At 47.5% G+C, this 16,661-nt stretch carries 15 protein-coding genes and 1 pseudogene; 10 read left to right on the forward strand and 6 right to left on the reverse strand.

Annotated elements, in window-relative coordinates; all coding sequences use genetic code 11:
• Positions 1 to 71 precede the first annotated feature (71 nt).
• Positions 72 to 158, reverse strand: a pseudogene (locus tag ACWA50_RS04770) (IS3 family transposase); the annotation flags it as partial.
• Positions 122 to 349, reverse strand: a complete 228-nt coding sequence (locus tag ACWA50_RS04775; protein ID WP_431054363.1) for a hypothetical protein — start codon at positions 347 to 349, stop codon at positions 122 to 124. The pseudogene ACWA50_RS04770 and the gene ACWA50_RS04775, both read right to left, overlap by 37 nt.
• A 238-nt stretch (positions 350 to 587) precedes the next feature.
• On the opposite strand from ACWA50_RS04775, the gene phoB reads away from it, so the two are divergent.
• Together phoB and phoR are read left to right on the forward strand one after the other, a co-directional pair.
• The gene (gene phoB / locus ACWA50_RS04780; RefSeq protein WP_449343131.1) at positions 588 to 1,232 is read left to right on the forward strand and encodes a phosphate regulon transcriptional regulator PhoB; all 645 of its coding nucleotides are present in this window, start codon (positions 588 to 590) and stop codon (positions 1,230 to 1,232) included.
• A gap of 24 nt (positions 1,233 to 1,256) precedes the next feature.
• Positions 1,257 to 2,630 (forward strand): phosphate regulon sensor histidine kinase PhoR, encoded by a 1,374-nt coding sequence (phoR, locus tag ACWA50_RS04785; protein ID WP_431054162.1) that lies wholly within the window; start codon positions 1,257 to 1,259, stop codon positions 2,628 to 2,630.
• On the opposite strand, the gene ffh is transcribed toward phoR, so the two are convergent.
• Positions 2,607 to 3,995 carry a signal recognition particle protein gene (gene ffh, locus ACWA50_RS04790; RefSeq protein WP_431054163.1) on the reverse strand — a complete coding sequence of 463 codons (1,389 nt, stop codon included), beginning with the start codon at positions 3,993 to 3,995 and terminating at the stop codon, positions 2,607 to 2,609. The genes phoR and ffh overlap by 24 nt on opposite strands.
• 197 nt (positions 3,996 to 4,192) lie before the next feature.
• Between ffh and ACWA50_RS04795 the strand changes: the two genes are divergently transcribed.
• The 6 genes from ACWA50_RS04795 to ACWA50_RS04820 all read left to right on the forward strand — a co-directional run bounded on the left by ACWA50_RS04795 (position 4,193) and on the right by ACWA50_RS04820 (position 10,575).
• Positions 4,193 to 5,005 carry a cytochrome C assembly family protein gene (locus ACWA50_RS04795; RefSeq protein WP_431054164.1) on the forward strand — a complete coding sequence of 271 codons (813 nt, stop codon included), beginning with the start codon at positions 4,193 to 4,195 and terminating at the stop codon, positions 5,003 to 5,005.
• 78 nt (positions 5,006 to 5,083) lie between these two features.
• The gene (locus ACWA50_RS04800) at positions 5,084 to 6,370 is read left to right on the forward strand and encodes an HlyC/CorC family transporter (RefSeq protein WP_431054165.1); all 1,287 of its coding nucleotides are present in this window, start codon (positions 5,084 to 5,086) and stop codon (positions 6,368 to 6,370) included.
• A gap of 354 nt (positions 6,371 to 6,724) precedes the next feature.
• Complete coding sequence (locus ACWA50_RS04805) at positions 6,725 to 8,758, forward strand: TonB-dependent siderophore receptor (protein WP_431054166.1); 2,034 nt, start codon at positions 6,725 to 6,727, stop codon at positions 8,756 to 8,758.
• Between the two features lie 180 nt (positions 8,759 to 8,938).
• The gene (gene exbB, locus ACWA50_RS04810; RefSeq protein WP_431054167.1) at positions 8,939 to 9,394 is read left to right on the forward strand and encodes a TonB-system energizer ExbB; all 456 of its coding nucleotides are present in this window, start codon (positions 8,939 to 8,941) and stop codon (positions 9,392 to 9,394) included.
• Positions 9,395 to 9,424: 30 nt separating this feature from the next.
• A complete protein-coding gene (gene exbD / locus ACWA50_RS04815) occupies positions 9,425 to 9,811 on the forward strand; it encodes a TonB system transport protein ExbD (RefSeq protein ID WP_431054168.1) in 387 nt (128 codons plus the stop codon).
• Positions 9,812 to 9,813: 2 nt separating this feature from the next.
• Positions 9,814 to 10,575 carry an energy transducer TonB gene (locus tag ACWA50_RS04820; RefSeq protein WP_431054169.1) on the forward strand — a complete coding sequence of 254 codons (762 nt, stop codon included), beginning with the start codon at positions 9,814 to 9,816 and terminating at the stop codon, positions 10,573 to 10,575.
• Positions 10,576 to 10,688: 113 nt separating this feature from the next.
• Here the strand turns inward: ACWA50_RS04820 and lexA are convergent, their stop codons facing one another.
• Entirely contained in the window at positions 10,689 to 11,336 is a 648-nt protein-coding gene (lexA, locus tag ACWA50_RS04825; RefSeq protein WP_431054170.1) for a transcriptional repressor LexA, read from the reverse strand.
• Between the two features lie 202 nt (positions 11,337 to 11,538).
• Between lexA and plsB the strand changes: the two genes are divergently transcribed.
• Positions 11,539 to 13,968, forward strand: coding sequence for a glycerol-3-phosphate 1-O-acyltransferase PlsB (gene plsB / locus ACWA50_RS04830; RefSeq protein WP_431054171.1), 2,430 nt, complete (start codon positions 11,539 to 11,541; stop codon positions 13,966 to 13,968).
• An 86-nt stretch (positions 13,969 to 14,054) separates the two neighbouring features.
• Here plsB and ACWA50_RS04835 read toward each other — a convergent pair whose 3' ends face one another.
• Positions 14,055 to 14,759, reverse strand: coding sequence for a pirin family protein (locus ACWA50_RS04835; protein WP_431054172.1), 705 nt, complete (start codon positions 14,757 to 14,759; stop codon positions 14,055 to 14,057).
• A 115-nt stretch (positions 14,760 to 14,874) separates the two neighbouring features.
• Between ACWA50_RS04835 and ACWA50_RS04840 the strand changes: the two genes are divergently transcribed.
• A complete protein-coding gene (locus tag ACWA50_RS04840) occupies positions 14,875 to 15,777 on the forward strand; it encodes a LysR family transcriptional regulator (protein ID WP_431054173.1) in 903 nt (300 codons plus the stop codon).
• A gap of 10 nt (positions 15,778 to 15,787) precedes the next feature.
• On the opposite strand, the gene ACWA50_RS04845 is transcribed toward ACWA50_RS04840, so the two are convergent.
• Positions 15,788 to 16,633: a LysR family transcriptional regulator gene (locus ACWA50_RS04845; protein WP_431054174.1), complete on the reverse strand. Its 846-nt coding sequence runs from the start codon at positions 16,631 to 16,633 to the stop codon at positions 15,788 to 15,790.
• Positions 16,634 to 16,661 lie beyond the last annotated feature (28 nt).

Below are 16,661 nucleotides of genomic sequence, written 5' to 3' on the forward strand. Positions count from 1 at the left end.
TTCAGAAAAAACATCAAATAAAATGAAAGTGCGGTTTTGAGCCGTGATCTGCCCCCAAAAAGTTAGATTGCTTAATAAAGGGATTGAGCTCGGTATTGTACCGGGTTCAGTCCGTTTAATTTTATCTGAATACGTTCATTATTGTAATAAGCAATGTAGTCGCGGAGCAAGCGTCCGCTGCGAAAGACAGGCAACGCCCGAACTTGCGGAGGCGTTCGGCAACGTCGTGGCGAAATTCGACTTGGCATAGTCTGAACAAGGCGAAAATAAACGCCACGGCTAAGAAGTAAGCCGCGACCACATTCAGCCAGAGTGACAAAAGTGCGGTCAGCACCAAGGCGCCGCGCATGCCGCTAGGCTGTACTAATCATTCCGAATAAGGAAAGAAGTGCGGTTTGTTTTTCAACCAATATTGAGCTTTACGCCATTTTTTTGCTATAGTGTGGAGATAAACAAAACTGAACGATTATTAAAATAAATGCATTTTCGCGCGCTGGCTCTGGCGTGTGGATATGGTTGATAAATAAAGGAGAATCTTGGTGTCCACCAAAATTTTATTAGTGGAAGATGAAGTGGCGATCCGTGAGATGGTGGCGTTGGTGTTGGTGCAGCAAGGCTACGAAGTGATGGAAGCCGGTGATTACCGTAGTGCGATTCGGCAGGTCGGGCAACAGATACCGCACTTGGTGGTGTTGGACTGGATGTTACCGGGCAAATCGGGGTTGCAATTTTTACAATATTTAAAACAGCATGATGAATGTTCCAAAGTGCCGGTGGTGATGTTGACCGCCAAGAGTGAAGAGGCGGATTGTATCGCTTGCCTGAATGCCGGGGCGGATGATTATGTCACCAAGCCGTTTTCGCCGAAAGAGTTGATCGCCCGCTTGAAAGCGGTGTTGCGCCGCAGCGGTTTCGATCGGCCGGAACAGATATTGGAAATCGACGGTTTGGTGCTGGACAACAATTCGCACCGGGTCAGTTGCCAAAATCAGGAGATTCCGCTCAGTTCGACGGAATTTAAGTTATTGAATTTCTTTATGAAACACCCGGAAAAAGTTTATAGCCGTGAGAAATTGCTCGATCGGGTGTGGGGCGATGATATTTATGTGGAAGATCGCACCGTCGATGTGTATATCCGTCGCTTGCGCAAAAGTTTGGAACAACACGGTTATGATCAGTATATTCAAACCGTGCGCGGCGCCGGCTACCGTTTTTCTAAACAGACTAAATAAAGCAAGCAAATAGGAAGCAAAAACATGCTGAAAATGCCCTGTTTTAACTTTGTGGTCGAAGTGACGGCGGCGGCGGTGATTGCGGCGCTGTTCAGTTATTTCAGCGGACCGTTTTTAGTCTGGTTTGCCTTGGTATTGCTGCTGATTTTAATTTGGCACCATTATAACGAAACCCGCTTTTTGAAAATGCTTGATCGCAATCGGGTCAGCGATAAATACCAAATCGGCATTTGGGAGACCATTTCACAAACCGTGGCTTACCAAAAACGGCGCTCGCACCGCGAACGCTTTCGTACCCTGCGGATGCTATCGCGTTTGAATAAAAACATTCAATTTATCCCGGATGCGGTGATTATTTGCCATCACGACGGGCAAATTTATTGGTGTAATAACGCCGCACAGGAGTTGTTCTCTTTTTTTTGGAACAAAAAAAGCAATAAAAATCTGCTGAACGTGATTTTTTATCCTGAGTTCAAAACCTATTTTGAAAGCGGCGATCACCATACGCCGCTGGTGTTAATGCCGAGCAGCGATCACTATATCGAAGTTAATCTCAACCGCTACGATGATGAAAACTATATGTTGATTGCGCGCGATATCACGCAAATCATCAAATTGTTACAAAGCCGCCAGATTTTTCTGTCGAACCTGAACCATGAATTGCGCACGCCGTTAACGGTGCTGCAAGGTTATCTGGAAATGCTGGAGGATCGTAAGGCTTCGAAAGCGTTGCATGCGCGGGCGGTGTCGATTATGCAGGAACAAGTGCAACGGATGAGCAGTTTGCTACAGCAGTTAACCTTTTTAATCAAGATTGAAACTTCGGCGGGCAGTGAGGAGCGGCAGGTGGTGGATGTGCCGGCGATCTTGAAATTGTTGGCGAATGACCTGGAAATTTTAAATGATAAACAACATCAGGTGAATTTTGAATTTGAACCGCACTTGAAAGTCAAAGCCAATGCCAGTGAGCTGAATAGCGTTTTGTCGAATTTGGTTTATAACGCAATTAAACATTCGGACGGCGATAACATTAACGTTGTCTGGAAAAAATTGGATAGCGGAGCGTACTTCGAAGTGAAGGATAATGGCAAGGGAATTGCGCCCGAGCATTTGCCGCACTTGACCGAGCGTTTTTATCGGGTGCAGGATGCGCGCAGTCGTGATAACGGTGGCAGCGGTATCGGGCTGGCAATTGTCAAACACGCTTTGTTACATCTTAACAGCCAGTTGCAAATTCGCAGCGAACCGGGCAAGGGCAGTATTTTTTCTTTTATCGTGCCGGAGGAGTTTGTGGTGGCGGAAGATAACGCTGATACAGATAAACGGCTGATTTCCAAAAGCAAAAGTGCGGTTGAACCGCACTTTTTATCTCGATCAACGCTTAAACATACCGCCTAAGCCGCCCATTCCAGCCATGCCGCCGCCCATCATGCCTTTCATGCCGCGCATCATTTTTGCCATGCCGCCTTTGCGCATTTTCTTCATCATGCGCTGCATTTCGGTGAATTGTTTCAACATTTTGTTGAGGTCTTGCACTTGCGTGCCGGAACCTTGCGCAATCCGACGTTTGCGTGAACCTTTGATCAAATCGGGATTTTGTCGTTCTTTGAACGTCATTGAGTTGATCATCGCCTCCATTTTATTGAACATTTTGTCATCGACTTGCCCTTTGACGTGATCCGGTAGGTTTTTCGCGCCGGGCAGTTTTTCCAACATCGTCATCATGCCGCCCATTTTTTTCATTTCGATCAACTGCTCGCGGAAGTCTTCCAAGCTGAAATCGTCGCCTTTTTTGAATTTCTGCGCCATTTTTTCGGCTTTTTCTTTATCGACCGAACGCTCCAGATCTTCAATCAGCGACAGCACATCGCCCATGCCGAGAATGCGCGAGGCGACACGATCAGGGTGGAAGGGTTCTAACGCGTCGGTTTTTTCGCCCATCCCGAGAAATTTAATCGGTTTACCGGTGATTTGGCGAATGGATAACGCCGCCCCGCCGCGTGCGTCGCCATCGACTTTAGTCAAAATCACCCCGGTCAGCGGCAGCGCTTCATTAAAGGCTTTGGCGGTGTTGGCGGCATCTTGCCCGGTCATCGCATCGACGGTGAACAGGGTTTCAATCGGATTTAACACCGCATGGACGCGTTGAATTTCGTCCATCATTTCGCTATCGACGTGCAAGCGACCGGCGGTATCGACGATCAACACGTCATAAAATTTCAGTTTGGCGTGCGCCAGTGCGTTTTCGGCAATCTGTACCGCACTTTGGCTGGTGTCGGACGGGAAGAAATCGGCTTTCACCGTTTCCGCCAAGGTTTCTAATTGTTTGATCGCCGCCGGACGATAGACGTCGGCAGACACGACCAACACTTTTTTCTTATGCCGTTCACGCAGGAATTTTGCCAGTTTCCCGACGCTGGTGGTTTTCCCCGCCCCCTGCAAACCCGCCATTAAAATCACCGCCGGCGGTTGCGTGGCGAGGTTGAGCGTTTCGTTGGCTTCACCCATTGCGCTTTCAAGTTCGCTTTGTACGATTTTGACGAATTCTTGCCCCGGCGTCAGGCTTTTGTTAACTTCCACCCCGACCGCACGTTCTTTCACTTTATTGATAAATTCGCGTACCACCGGCAAGGCAACATCGGCTTCGAGCAATGCCATACGCACTTCGCGCAGGGTCTCTTTGATATTGTCTTCGGTTAAACGCGCACGTCCGCGGATACTGCGCAGGGTATGAGAAAGACGATCGGATAAATTTTCAAACATAATATGATTCCTGTAATAAATACCGCACTTTGCATTGCCTCAGCGGGAAGCCCGGCGGAAAGATAGTGCCGATTATACAAGATTTCCGCTTATTTTCACCCTTAAACCATTTTGTAGTAGAAAAATTGAGTTAAAACTGGTACTTTCAAGCGAAATCGTTATCAATAAATTCACTTGAAAGGACGAGCATTCGCACTATGTATCTCTTTGCCGTATTGTCGATTATCGCATATCTGGTTTGTACCGTTTCCCTGTTGCCGCACCTGTTGCAGAGCGGCGCGGGCGAAGGCGTGCCTGCGGGCAAAAAACCGAACCGCAGCCGCTTTATTTTGAGTTCGGGGTTGGCGCTGTTGCTGCACGCGGTATTTATTCAGCAACTGTTTGCCAACGGCAGCGAACCGTATAATTTCACGTTGCTGAATGTGTTAAATCTGATGACGCTGTTAGTCGTGCTGTTGGTCACTATGGCGCTATCGCATTTGAATACGTTATGGTTTTTATTGCCGGTTATCTACAGTTTCGCCATTTTGGGCATTCTGGCGGCGGCATTGCTGCCGGGGCATATTGTGGCGTATTTCCATGATAATACCGCACTTTTGGTGCATATCTCCCTTTCCTTGATCGCTTATGCGCTCTGTTTCATTGCGTTGTTATATGTGTTGCAATTGGGCTGGTTAGAAAAAAAACTGAAAAGTAAAAAAATCGTTTTTTCGCCGATGATCCCCTCGTTAATGACGGTCGAACGCCAATTTTTTAAGATCTTATGTGCCGGCGAACTGTTTTTGGGTTTGGCGTTGGTTAGCGGCGCGGTGTCTTTGCATAACTTTTTTGCCGAGGAACAGATTCAAAAAGCGATATTTTCCTTTTTGGCGTGGCTGGTGTTCGGTTTGTTGCTGATCGGGCACCGAAAATTACACTGGCGCGGAAAGAGGGTGCTAATTTATACAATTTCAGGTATGATTCTGCTCACGATTGCTTATTTTGGCAGCCGGACATTGCCGGTGCTGTAAGCAACGTCTGCAAGCGCGGTGCAATATTCATGTCTAGACCGCACTTGCAGGGTGATTTCTTAACGGAAGGAAATTTTTTTGGACAGTATCCCGCTTAGTACGTTGTTTATCGTTTTAATCGTACTGCTGATTTGCTCCGCCTATTTTTCAGGCTCGGAAACCGGCCTGCTTTCACTCAACCGCTATCGCATGCGTTACCTTGCCGGGCAAGGGCATACCGGCGCGAAAAAAGCCGAAAACCTGCTGAAACGCACCGATACCCTGCTGGGCTTAGTGCTGATTTTCAATAATATGGTCAATATTGCCGCCTCGGCAATTGCCACGATTATCGGCATGCGCTTATACGGTGATGCCGGGGTGGCGATCGCCACCGGCGCATTAACGTTTTTCATGTTGGTGTTTTCTGAAATTCTACCAAAAACCGTGGCAGCGATTTATCCGGAAAAAATCGGCTTCACCACCAGTCACATTTTGACGCCGTTGCTAAAATTGTCGGCGCCATTGGTTTATTTTATCAATTTTTTTGCCAAACTGATTATGAAGCTACTGCGGATTAAAATCGATCACAAAGCCTATTCAATCAGTCCGGAAGAGCTACGCAGCATTGTGCACGAATCAGGCAAATTTATTCCGTCGGCGCACCAAGAGATGTTACTTTCTATTTTGGATTTAGAGCAGGTTACCGTGGACGACATTATGGTGCCGCGCAATGACATCGGCGGCATTGATTTGGACGATGACTGGAAAGCGATTATGCGCCAGCTGAACCATGCGGCACACAGTCGGGTGGTGTTGTACAAAGGCGATATGGATGCCAATGTGTTAGGCATGTTGCGGGTGCGCGAGGCGTATCGTTTGATGTTGGATAAAAATGAATTCAACAAAGAAACCTTAGTCCGTGCCGCTGATGAAATCTATTTTATTCCGGAAGGCACGCCGCTGAATACCCAACTATTGAATTTCAAAACCAACAAGGAGCGGATCGGGCTGGTGGTGGACGAATACGGCGATTTGAAAGGCTTGGTGACGCTGGAAGATATTCTTGAGGAAATCGTCGGCGAATTCACCACGTCCATGACACCGTCGATCGAAGAGGAAGTGAGCGAGCAATCCGACGGTTCGGTGCTGATTGACGGACAGGCGAATATCCGTGACTTGAATAAATTATTCGGTTGGAATCTCAGCACCGAAGGCCCGCGCACCTTTAACGGCTTGATTTTAGAGCATTTGGAAGAAATTCCGGCGGAAGGCGTGGTGTGTGAAATCGAAGGTTTGCTGATCACGATCCTTGAAGTCTCGGATAATATGGTGAAGCAAGCGAAAGTGGTGCGCCGCGACACGACGGCAGAGAAAATTAAAACTTAACTCATCCGATCTTAGTTCGTTAACTGGTTTGGCGCGAGTCCGCAAATCAAATGATTGTTTGTTTATGCTGATGTTCTCAGAATAACCTTCATAAAATCAATGTTAATTGTCATTAAAACCGCACTTGGCAGCATGAAAATGCGATCCAAGTGCGGTTTTTTAATTTTTAATAATAATTATTCTCAAAATAGTTGATTTGTTCTTAATTATAGTGATAATAATTCCTATTCATTGTTTAAATGAATGCCTTTTTATCTTAAGTTTTGTAGATGTCGGCTGTAGTTGCGCTAAAGGCGCGAAGACGGTTTTATTCTGCGTTTGATGTAATTTAATAGTTTAAGGAACATGATGAAAATGTCTGGGAAGTTTAATCTAAGTCGTATCAGCCTGATAGTGCTGGGCACACTGGCAGCAAGCACCACCTTCGCCGATACCGCGGCGCCAAGTGAAGCGTTAGAGGAAATCGTGGTATCTGATCGCCAAGGTGCGAAGGTTCAAACCAATATTGTGACTTTGGAAGAGCAAGATGAAAGCACCGCCACGGATTTACGCAGTCTGTTGGCGGAAGAGCCGGCGATTGATTTCGGCGGCGGCAACGGCACATCGCAATTCTTAACCATTCGCGGGATGGGGCAGAACTCGGTTGATATTAAAGTGGATAATGCTTATTCCGACAGCCAAATTCTGTACCATCAAGGGCGTTTTATTATCGATCCGTCATTATTGAAAAACGTTTCGGTGCAAAAAGGGGCCGGTTCGGCAAGCGCAGGGATTGGCGCGACCAACGGCGCAATTATCGCCAAAACCGTGGACGCACTGGATCTGTTAAAAAACAGCGATCGTGATTACGGTTTCAAATTAAATAGCGGTTATTCCAGCAATGACGGGCATTCTTATGGTGGCGCGCTATTTGGTAAAGCCGGTAACTTTGATGGATTGTTCTCGTTTAATCGTACTGATGAAGACAACTATAAAGCGGGTAAAGGCTATCGCAATATCGATGGCGGTAAAACTGTGCCGTACAGCGGTTTGGATAAGCGCAACTACTTAATTAAATTAGGCGCGACTTTCGGTGATCACCGTTTGGTGTTAAGTCATCTGCAAGATCAACATCGTGGCGAGCGTTTGGTGCGTGAAGAGTTTACTGTTACCGGTGGTCGATTAACTTTAGCCCGTCAATCACCGGCTTACCGTGAAACTACGCAAAGAAATACCAATCTTGAATATACCGCGAAAAATTTAGGCTTTGTCAGCGAATTAACCGCCAATGCTTATGTGATGCAAAATAAACGTTATTCCGCGGATGACAGCGGCTGTGGTTACTGTGGCGGCATTGTGGGACCAACCACCACCAAGATTCATACCCGTGGCGCAAATGTGAATTTTGATTCTCCGATTGGCGATAACCTGTTATTAAAATACGGTGTCAATTATCGTGATCAAAAAATTACTCCGCATGCCTTCTTGAGTACCACTCATAAATTGAATGAACCGAAGAAACAAGATATTGGCACTTATTTGGAAGCGATTAGTGCGGTCGGTGATTTCACGTTAACTGCCGGTGTGCGTTACGACTATTTCAACGTTAAAGCGATGGACGGCAAAGAGGTGTCTGACGGTCGTGTGAATCCGAGCTTCGGTGTGATTTATCAACCGATTGACAGCCTAAGTTTCAGCGTTACACATAACTATGCTTCGCGTAGCCCGCGTTTATATGACGCGTTGATGACACATGGTCGGAGAGGAGTTGTCTCTATTGCCGATGGCACGGTGGCTGAGCAAGCGCGCAATACCGAAATCGGTTTTAACTACAACAATGGCGGCTTCTCGCTTGACGGTAGCTATTTCTGGCAAAAAGTAAAAGATGTGATCGTCAATCCACAGAATAGACATGATACGGCTGGTGTACGAGAAGCGATTAATGACGGCTACTCCAAAAACCACGGTTATGAGTTGAATGCCGCTTACCGTTATAACGGCTTCACTGCGCGTTTTGGCGTTTCAGACAGCAAACCAAGATTCTATTTAAATAATACCAAAAATGATTCATCTTTAATTCCGGAATTTGCGGTACAAACCGGTCGCACTTGGACAGCCGCGTTATCGTATCGCTTTAACAACCCGGATTTAGAGCTGGGCTGGCGCAACCGTACGGTAGAAGGGGAAGAAGGCTATGCCTTGGTCGGCACCAATGTTTCGGTGAAACGCGACAGCTATACCGTGCATGATTTCTATGTGAACTGGAAACCGTTTAGCAATGATAATTTGAATGTGAATGCGTCATTAAACAATGCATTTAATAAATTCTATTATCCGCATAGCCAACGCGGCGAAACCTTATCCGGGGTTGGGCGTGATTTCCGTGTGGGGATTAATTATCAATTTTAATTAAGCCTTGGGTAAAACAATGAGAACGAAACGATAAAGCAAGAATTTCGTATAAATTCTAATTTACCCTACTAGCAAAACAAGCTACAATAATGAAATCGATTATCAATTACAAAATACAAAGTGCGGTTTGTACTTTGTATTTTTTATTCTGTAGCAAAAATAACAAGGAATTTATCAATGGATCAGCTGTTTGAATTTTTAGAGCACTATACCGATTACATTATTTTAGGCACTTTGGCGCTGATGAGTTTTATCATGTTGTGGATGGTGATTGAACGGGTGATTTTCTTTCGTCAAGTGAACGTCGAGCACTATGGCACGATCCACGATTTGGAAATCGATCTGACCCGCAATTTAACCACGATTTCGACCATCGGTTCCAATGCGCCCTATGTCGGTTTATTGGGCACGGTAATCGGGATTTTACTGACCTTTTATGCCATGGGGCAATCCGGCGGTGATATTGATGCGGCGGCGATTATGGTCAACTTATCGTTGGCGTTGAAAGCCACCGCCGTCGGGATTTTGGTCGCCATTCCGTCGATGGTGTTTTATAACGGTTTGAACCGTAAAGTGGACGTCAACAAAATGAAATGGTTTGCCTTTAACGAAAAGCAAAAACAGCAGGCATAAGCGAATAAGCAAGGAAAGAGGTAAAGTGCGGTGAAGAAATTCGATGAGATCAATATCATCCCGTTTTTGGATATTATGTTGGTGTTGCTGGCGATTGTTTTAGTCACGGCATCCTTTATTTCACAAGGCAAAATTCAGGTCAACGTGCCGAAAGCCAGCAGCAGCGTCACCCTGAAAGCCGATGATTTGGCTAAATTGCTGACTGTCACCGAAAGCGGCGAACTGTATTATAACGACAAACCGATTGCGAAAGAGGCATTGGCGGAAGAGATTGCCACTTGGGACAAAGCGCAGAAAGTCACCTTGAAAGTCGATGCGGCAACTGCGTTTCAGCAATTTGTTGATATTACTGATATTTTTTCAAAATATGAAATCAAGAACGTGGCGATTGTCACGCTGAAACCGCAAGGCGAATAAGCATGAAAAAACATCGTTCGCTGATTGGTTTTTTAATTTCGCTGCTGTTTCACGGCGCCTTGGCTGCGCTTTTGGTTCTTGCCGTGCGCAGTTCGTTCGCGGATGACAGTCTCAACGGACAAGCGGTTACCGAAATCGATACCAGTATTTCAATCGAAATGATGATGGCAATGGTGCAGGCTGAACCGGAACCCGAACCGGAGCCGATGAAAGAGGTGATTCCGGAGCCGAAAGAGGAAATCCCTGATCCGACCATTAAACCGGAACCGAAAAAAATCGAAAAACCGAAAGAGCAGGAAAAGCCGAAAGAGAAGCCTAAGCCAAAAGAAAAACCGAAAGAAAAAGTGGTGAAGAAAGAGCGTAAAAAGCCGAAAGAGGCGGTGGTGGGCGATCGTGATGTTGATTCCCCGCATCAGGTCAACTCCAAAGCCAGCGGTGCGGCAGTCAACAGCAATAACCCGAATCAGGTGGGCGCCGGCGGCAAAGCGATAGATGCCTACCGTTCACAATTGCGGCGCGAAATCGAACGCAATAAACGCTATCCGCAGCGGGCAAAAATGATGCGCAAGCAGGGTGTGGTGACGGTTTCTTTCACTTTAAACGGTGACGGTAGCATTCAAAATCCGAGAGTAGCCAAATCGTCCGGCAGTGAGGATTTGGATCAAGCCGCGATTCAAGCGGTGCAAAATGCGCGCAGTGTCGGGCCTCGTCCGGCGGGCATGGCGGCAACGGTGACGGTGCCGATCAAATTTAGCATTAGTTGATTGCTATTCACTTAACTGCCGATAAGGTTATGTGATGAAGTGGCGTCGGGGCGTATTGCATACGCCCTTTAACGGTTGAATCAATAATGGGAAAATGCAAAGTGCGGTTTGTGTTACATCCACGCATTGTTGCGGATAATCCCGACCGCAATGCCTTCGATTTCCATATATTCGGTTTTGAGATCGACCACAATCGGTTTGAACGCTTCATTTTCCGCATGCAGATAAACGGTGGAGCCTTTTTTCTCCAAGCGTTTGACCGTCACTTCATCTTCAATCCGCGCCACCACCACTTGTCCGTTGCGCACATCCTTAGTGCGGTGCACCGCCAGCATATCGCCGTCAAGAATACCAATATCTTTCATCGACATACCATAGACTTTCAATAAAAAATGCGCTTGCGGTTTAAACATCGAGGCATCGACTTTATAGCTGCCTTCAATATGTTGTTCCGCCAGAATCGGCGCACCGGCGGCAACGCGCCCGATTAACGGTAAACCGTCTTCGTCATTGTCGGCTTCGACCGTACTTTGCTCTTCGTTTAACAATAGACGGATACCGCGTGAAGTGCCGGATAAAATCTCAATCGCCCCTTTACGCGCAAGGGCTTTGAGATGTTCTTCGGCGGCGTTCGGTGAGCGAAAGCCCAGCTCTTTGGCGATTTCGGCGCGGGTCGGCGGCATGCCGGTCGATTCCAAATGCGAACGGACAAAATCAAATACTTTCTGTTGGCGCGGGGTGAGGGCTTTATTCGGCTTCATACTAGACTCCCTGTTTTTTTATACAGTCACCCTGTTATTATATACAGTGCCAAATAATCTGCAATCAATAATTGATTTTGGCAGGCAGAAATTGCCCACGGAAATAGGCGATTATCGGAAATTATGCTAAAATTTTTGATCTGCTAAACTAGGATGACAATAACTGAACACAACCGCTGTTGAATTTGGATTAAGAATAAAAATGTCAATTTTGTTAAATGCTTACCGTAAGGTGTTGAATTTTATGCTGTCGCTTTCCGTGAAAAGCAATCCGATTCCGAACGATCCGATTGGGGAGTTGGGCTTGGATAAGCAGCAATGTTTTTTATATTTATTGCCGTATACCTCGCAAACGGATCTGTTGATTCTGCGTAAACACTGTCTGCAATTGGGGCTGCCGGATCCGTTGCTGGAAAATAAAATCAACGGCGATAGCCTGCCGAGTTTTGTGTTTTTGGATCGCGGACGGCGCTTTTTTAAATCGCGCCAATTGACCGAAAACACCCGCACGCTGTTTTCCAAATATTTTGAGCTACATCGCAGCCATCCGGAATTGGATGTGCAGTTGGTGCCGGTGTCGGTGTTGTGGGGGCGCTCGCCGGGACATGAAAAAAAATTACCGCACTTGCGCTTTTTAGGGCGCTTGCAAAAATTGTGGGCGATGTTGTGGTTCGGGCGTGATAATTTCGTGCGTTTTTCCAAAGCGGTGTCGCTGCGCGATATGGCGAACCTGAAAGGCAGCGATGATGAAATCGCGCTGAAATTAACCCGCGTGGGCAAGATTCACTTTGCCAAACAACGCACCTCGGCGACCGGTCCGCGTTTGCCGAACCGACAAGCGATGTTCCGCCAGATTTTGCAGTCAAGTGCGGTACAGGAAGCGATTGCCGACGAAGCCAAAAGCAAAAAAATCGATCAGGCGAAAGCGACTAAAAATGCGCAAGCGATTTTGAATGAAATTGCCGCCAATGTGAACCATGAAAGTTTGCGCTTGGCAGACCGTTTTTTGCGTTGGTTATGGAACAAACTGTATCGCGGGATTGATGTGCGCAATGGTGATCGGGTGCGTAAATTGGCGATTGAAGGGCATGAAATTGTCTATATCCCTTGCCATCGCAGCCATATCGATTACTTACTGCTTTCCTATATTTTATATCATCAAGGATTGGTGCCGCCGCATATTGCCGCCGGAATCAATCTGAATTTCTGGCCGGTCGGCGGCTGGTTCCGCCGTTGGGGCGCTTTTTTTATCCGCCGCACGTTTAGCGGTAATCGATTGTATTCGACCGTGTTCCGTCAATATCTGTCCGAACTGTTCCGCCGCGGTTATGCGGTAGAATTTTTTATCGAGGGCGGGCGTTCGCGCACCGGACGTTTGCTGGCACCGAAAACCGGGATGTTGTCGATGACGCTGCAAGCGTTGTTAGAAGGGCACACCCGCCCGATTAGTTTGGTGCCGGTATATATCGGCTATGAGCACGTGCTGGAAGTCGATACCTATGCCAAAGAGCTGCGCGGCGCGGCGAAAGAGAAAGAAAACGCAGGCTTAGTGCTGCGCGTGATCAAAAAATTGCGCAATATGGGCAAGGGCTATGTCAATTTCGGTGAGCCGATCACGCTGAATACCTACCTTAACCAACATTATCCGCAATGGAAAGATACCGAGGGCGAGGAAAGCAAACTGTGGCTGAACAGCGCAGTGGATAAATTGGCGGTGCAAGTCATGCGTAACATCAATAAAGCGGCGGCGATTAATGCGATGAATCTGATCGGCACGGTGTTGCTGTCGTCACGCCAACGGGCACTGGCACGCGAACAGCTGTTATCGCAACTGGGGATTTATCAACAACTGTTGAATAATGTGGTGTACAGCCGCGATGTGATCGTGCCGCAAGAGTCGCCGGAAGCGATGTTGGAGCATGTGCTCAGTTTGGATAAAGTCGGGATTATTCAAGAAAAAGACAGTTTCGGTGAAATCATCCGCTTGGAACGTTCTTCCGCAGTGTTGATGACTTACTATCGCAATAATATTCAGCATTTGTTCGTGCTGCCGTCGCTGGTGGCGTCGATTGTGATTCATCATGAGGCGATTCAACACAGTCTGTTGTTGGACGCCGTACAAAAAATTTATCCGTTCCTGAAATCGGAACTGTTTTTGGATATTGAACCGCAGGATCTTAAACCGTGGGTGAGCCAGATTCTGACGGAATTACAACGTCAGGAATTAGTCAATTTGCGCGATAACATGGTCGGAATCAATAAGCGCAATATCCGTTCGTTGCAGCTGTTATCTTCCGGTATTCGTGAAATCGTGCAGCGTTATTATATCACCCTGAATTTCCTACAGGCGGATCCGACGATTTCGCGCGGCAGTTTGGAGAAAGAGAGCCAATCGGTGGCGCAGCGCTTGTCGGTGCTGCATGGCATTAATGCGCCGGAATTTTTTGATAAAGCGGTATTTTCCACCTTTATCGCCAGTTTGAAAGAAAACGGGTATTTTAGCGAGCAGGGCGACGCCGACAGCGGCAAAGTCGAAGCCTTAGCCGCCATTCTGAAAGCGTTGCTGTCGAGTGAAGTGTCGATGACTATTTCCAGCTCGGTGGAAAGTGCGGTTGAGAAAGAGGCGGACTAATACGTTTGGCTTGAAACCGTGAGAGGTTTTTTAGACGTTTGACAACCTTCTCTTTCCTCCCTCCGCCAGCGGAGGGAGGAAAGAGATTACTGCGTATCGACCAACACCACTTCCGCATTGGTCAGTGCGGTTACGCGAATCACGCTTTCGCCATGAATCGCCGCACCATCGCCTTTTTCAATTTTTACGCCGTTGATTTCCACCGTGCCTTGCGCCGGCACCAGATAACCGTAACGTTGTGTAGCGGCGAAATGATATTCGACCGTGTTGCCGGCGCTAATCGTAGCACCGAGCACCCGCGCATTGGTGCGAATCGGCAAGGCGTCGTCGCCCTCGATCCCGCTGGCAAGCACCACAAATTTACCGGCACGATCGGTTTTCGGGAACGGACGCGTGCCCCATGACGGCGCGCCTTTTGCGCTTGCCATGGTCGGTAAAATCCAAATCTGGAAAATTTGAGTAGCTTCATTTTCATGGTTATATTCGGAATGATAAATCCCCGAGCCGGCAGACATCACTTGCACATCCCCGGCAATCGTTTTGCCGTCATTGCCCAGACTGTCACGGTGCGAAATTGCCCCTTGGCGCACATAAGTAATGATCTCCATCTCTTTATGCGGATGGGTATCAAACCCGGTTTGTGCAGCGATGGTGTCATCATTCCAGACCCGCAGATTGCCCCAGTGCATTCGGTTGCGGTCATAATAATTGGCAAAGGAAAAATGGTGTTTGGCATCTAACCAGCCGTGGTTGGCGGCACCTAATGCGTTATACGGACGGCGTTCAATCATAATTCGCTCCTGTTTATCTTCGGTTGACGGGCGCAGTATAGTGAAAAAATATTATCGATACTATAGAATAGATCGAATAACATTTATTCCATATTTTATGTGTTAAGAGGCGGATGTGAACCAATTACCTGATTTTGAAGCGTGGGCGATTTTTGCCAAGGTAGTCGAAACCGGCTCGTTTTCGGCTGCGGCGCAAGCCTTGCAGCTTTCGCAAGCCACGGTGTCCAAAGCGATTTCACGCTTGGAAAGCAGAATGAATACCACGCTATTGCAACGGACCTCACGTAAGCTGACCTTGACTGAAAGCGGTTTGGCGGTACAGGAATACGCGAAAGCCTTATTGGCGCAAGGTATCGGCTTGGAAGCGCAGTTACGGGCGGAAGTGAATCAATTACAAGGCAAAGTGCGGTTTGCGTTGCCGATGTCGTTTGGCTTATTGCAAGTTGCGCCGTTGTTAGCGGAATTTAGTGCGCGTTATCCTGAAATTGAGCTGGATTTGCATTTTGCCGATGAACAGCAAGATTTGATTGAAGCGCACTTTGATTTTGCCCTACGCATTGCCAAACTGGATGACTCGTCCTATCGTGCGCGGCGTTTATGTTGCGTGGCGCGCTTGTTGGTCGGCGCCCCGGCATATTTTGCCCGCAATGGCAGCTTGCGCCATCCGAAGGATCTGCCGGCCCACCGCACTTTGGTCTATAACAATGTGAAAAATGTGTGCAGTTGGACTTTTTATCATGCCACGCAAGGCAAATTCACCCAACTGGTTGAGCCGACATTGCAAGCCAATAATGCCGAAGCCTTTTTGCCGGCATTGCTGGCGGGGCAAGGGGTGGCGATTATGCCGGAGTTTATGGTGCGTACGGCGTTACGGCAAGGGCAATTGCAGCAGATATTAGACGACTGGACAATCGAACCGCTTTCGCTGTATTTACTTGCGCCCCCCAGTCCGCTGCGTCCGAAACGGGTGCAATTGCTGATGGATTTTCTGAGCGAGCGTTTGTCGGATCACGCTTGAAAAGCGGCGACTATTCAACCGCTAATTTTTCCGCCAGAAAATCAATAAACGTACGGATTTTAGCACTTAAATGTTCGCGGTTCATATAAGCGGCGTACAGTTTCAGGGTTTTCACCTGTTCGCGATCAAACAGCCGAACCAAGCGCCCGTCCTGCAATTCCGCCTGTATCGCCCACTCCGGCAGGTTGCCGATACCGTGCCCGGCAACAACCAATTCTTTTAACATTAAGGTGTTGTTGCTGTCGGCGATACTGTTGACCGGATATTCGAAGCTGGTGTAATTGGGCGTGACCGCCGGATAGTCGAGTAAATTGTCGTAACGGATTTCGGCATAACGTTGGATAAAGTGCGGTGCGGCAACCCAGTAAAAATGAATATCGCTCAGGGGTTTGACGATAATATTCGGATCAAGGCTGCGATCCACCCGCAGCGCCAAATCAAAGCCTTGGGCAATCAAATCGTTATGTTGGTTATCCAAAAACAGCGACAGTTTGACTTCAGGGTATTGTTGCCGATATTGTTGTAACAAATCGGCAAAGTAAGGGGTTGCCAACCAAATCGGCAAAGTGATTTTCAGCGTGCCGCGCGGATTCACTACCCCTTGCTGCGCGGTTTGGCGGGCTGAATTCAGAATGTCCAATGCATGGCAACATTCGCGGTAATAGTTCTGTCCGATTTCGGTCAAACTTAAATGCCGACTGGAACGGTTGAGCAGTTTGGCCTGCAGACAACTTTCCAGATGGCGTAAGTGTTTGCTCGCCATTGCCGGCGAAATATTCAGATAATCGGCGGCTTTACTGAAATTACCCAGTTCGACCACTTGGCGAAAAACATTCATACTGGTTAAGGTGTCCATGAATTGATTTCCTGAGAAGAAACAAACA

The organism is Testudinibacter sp. P17/SS/0325, from assembly GCF_053570765.1.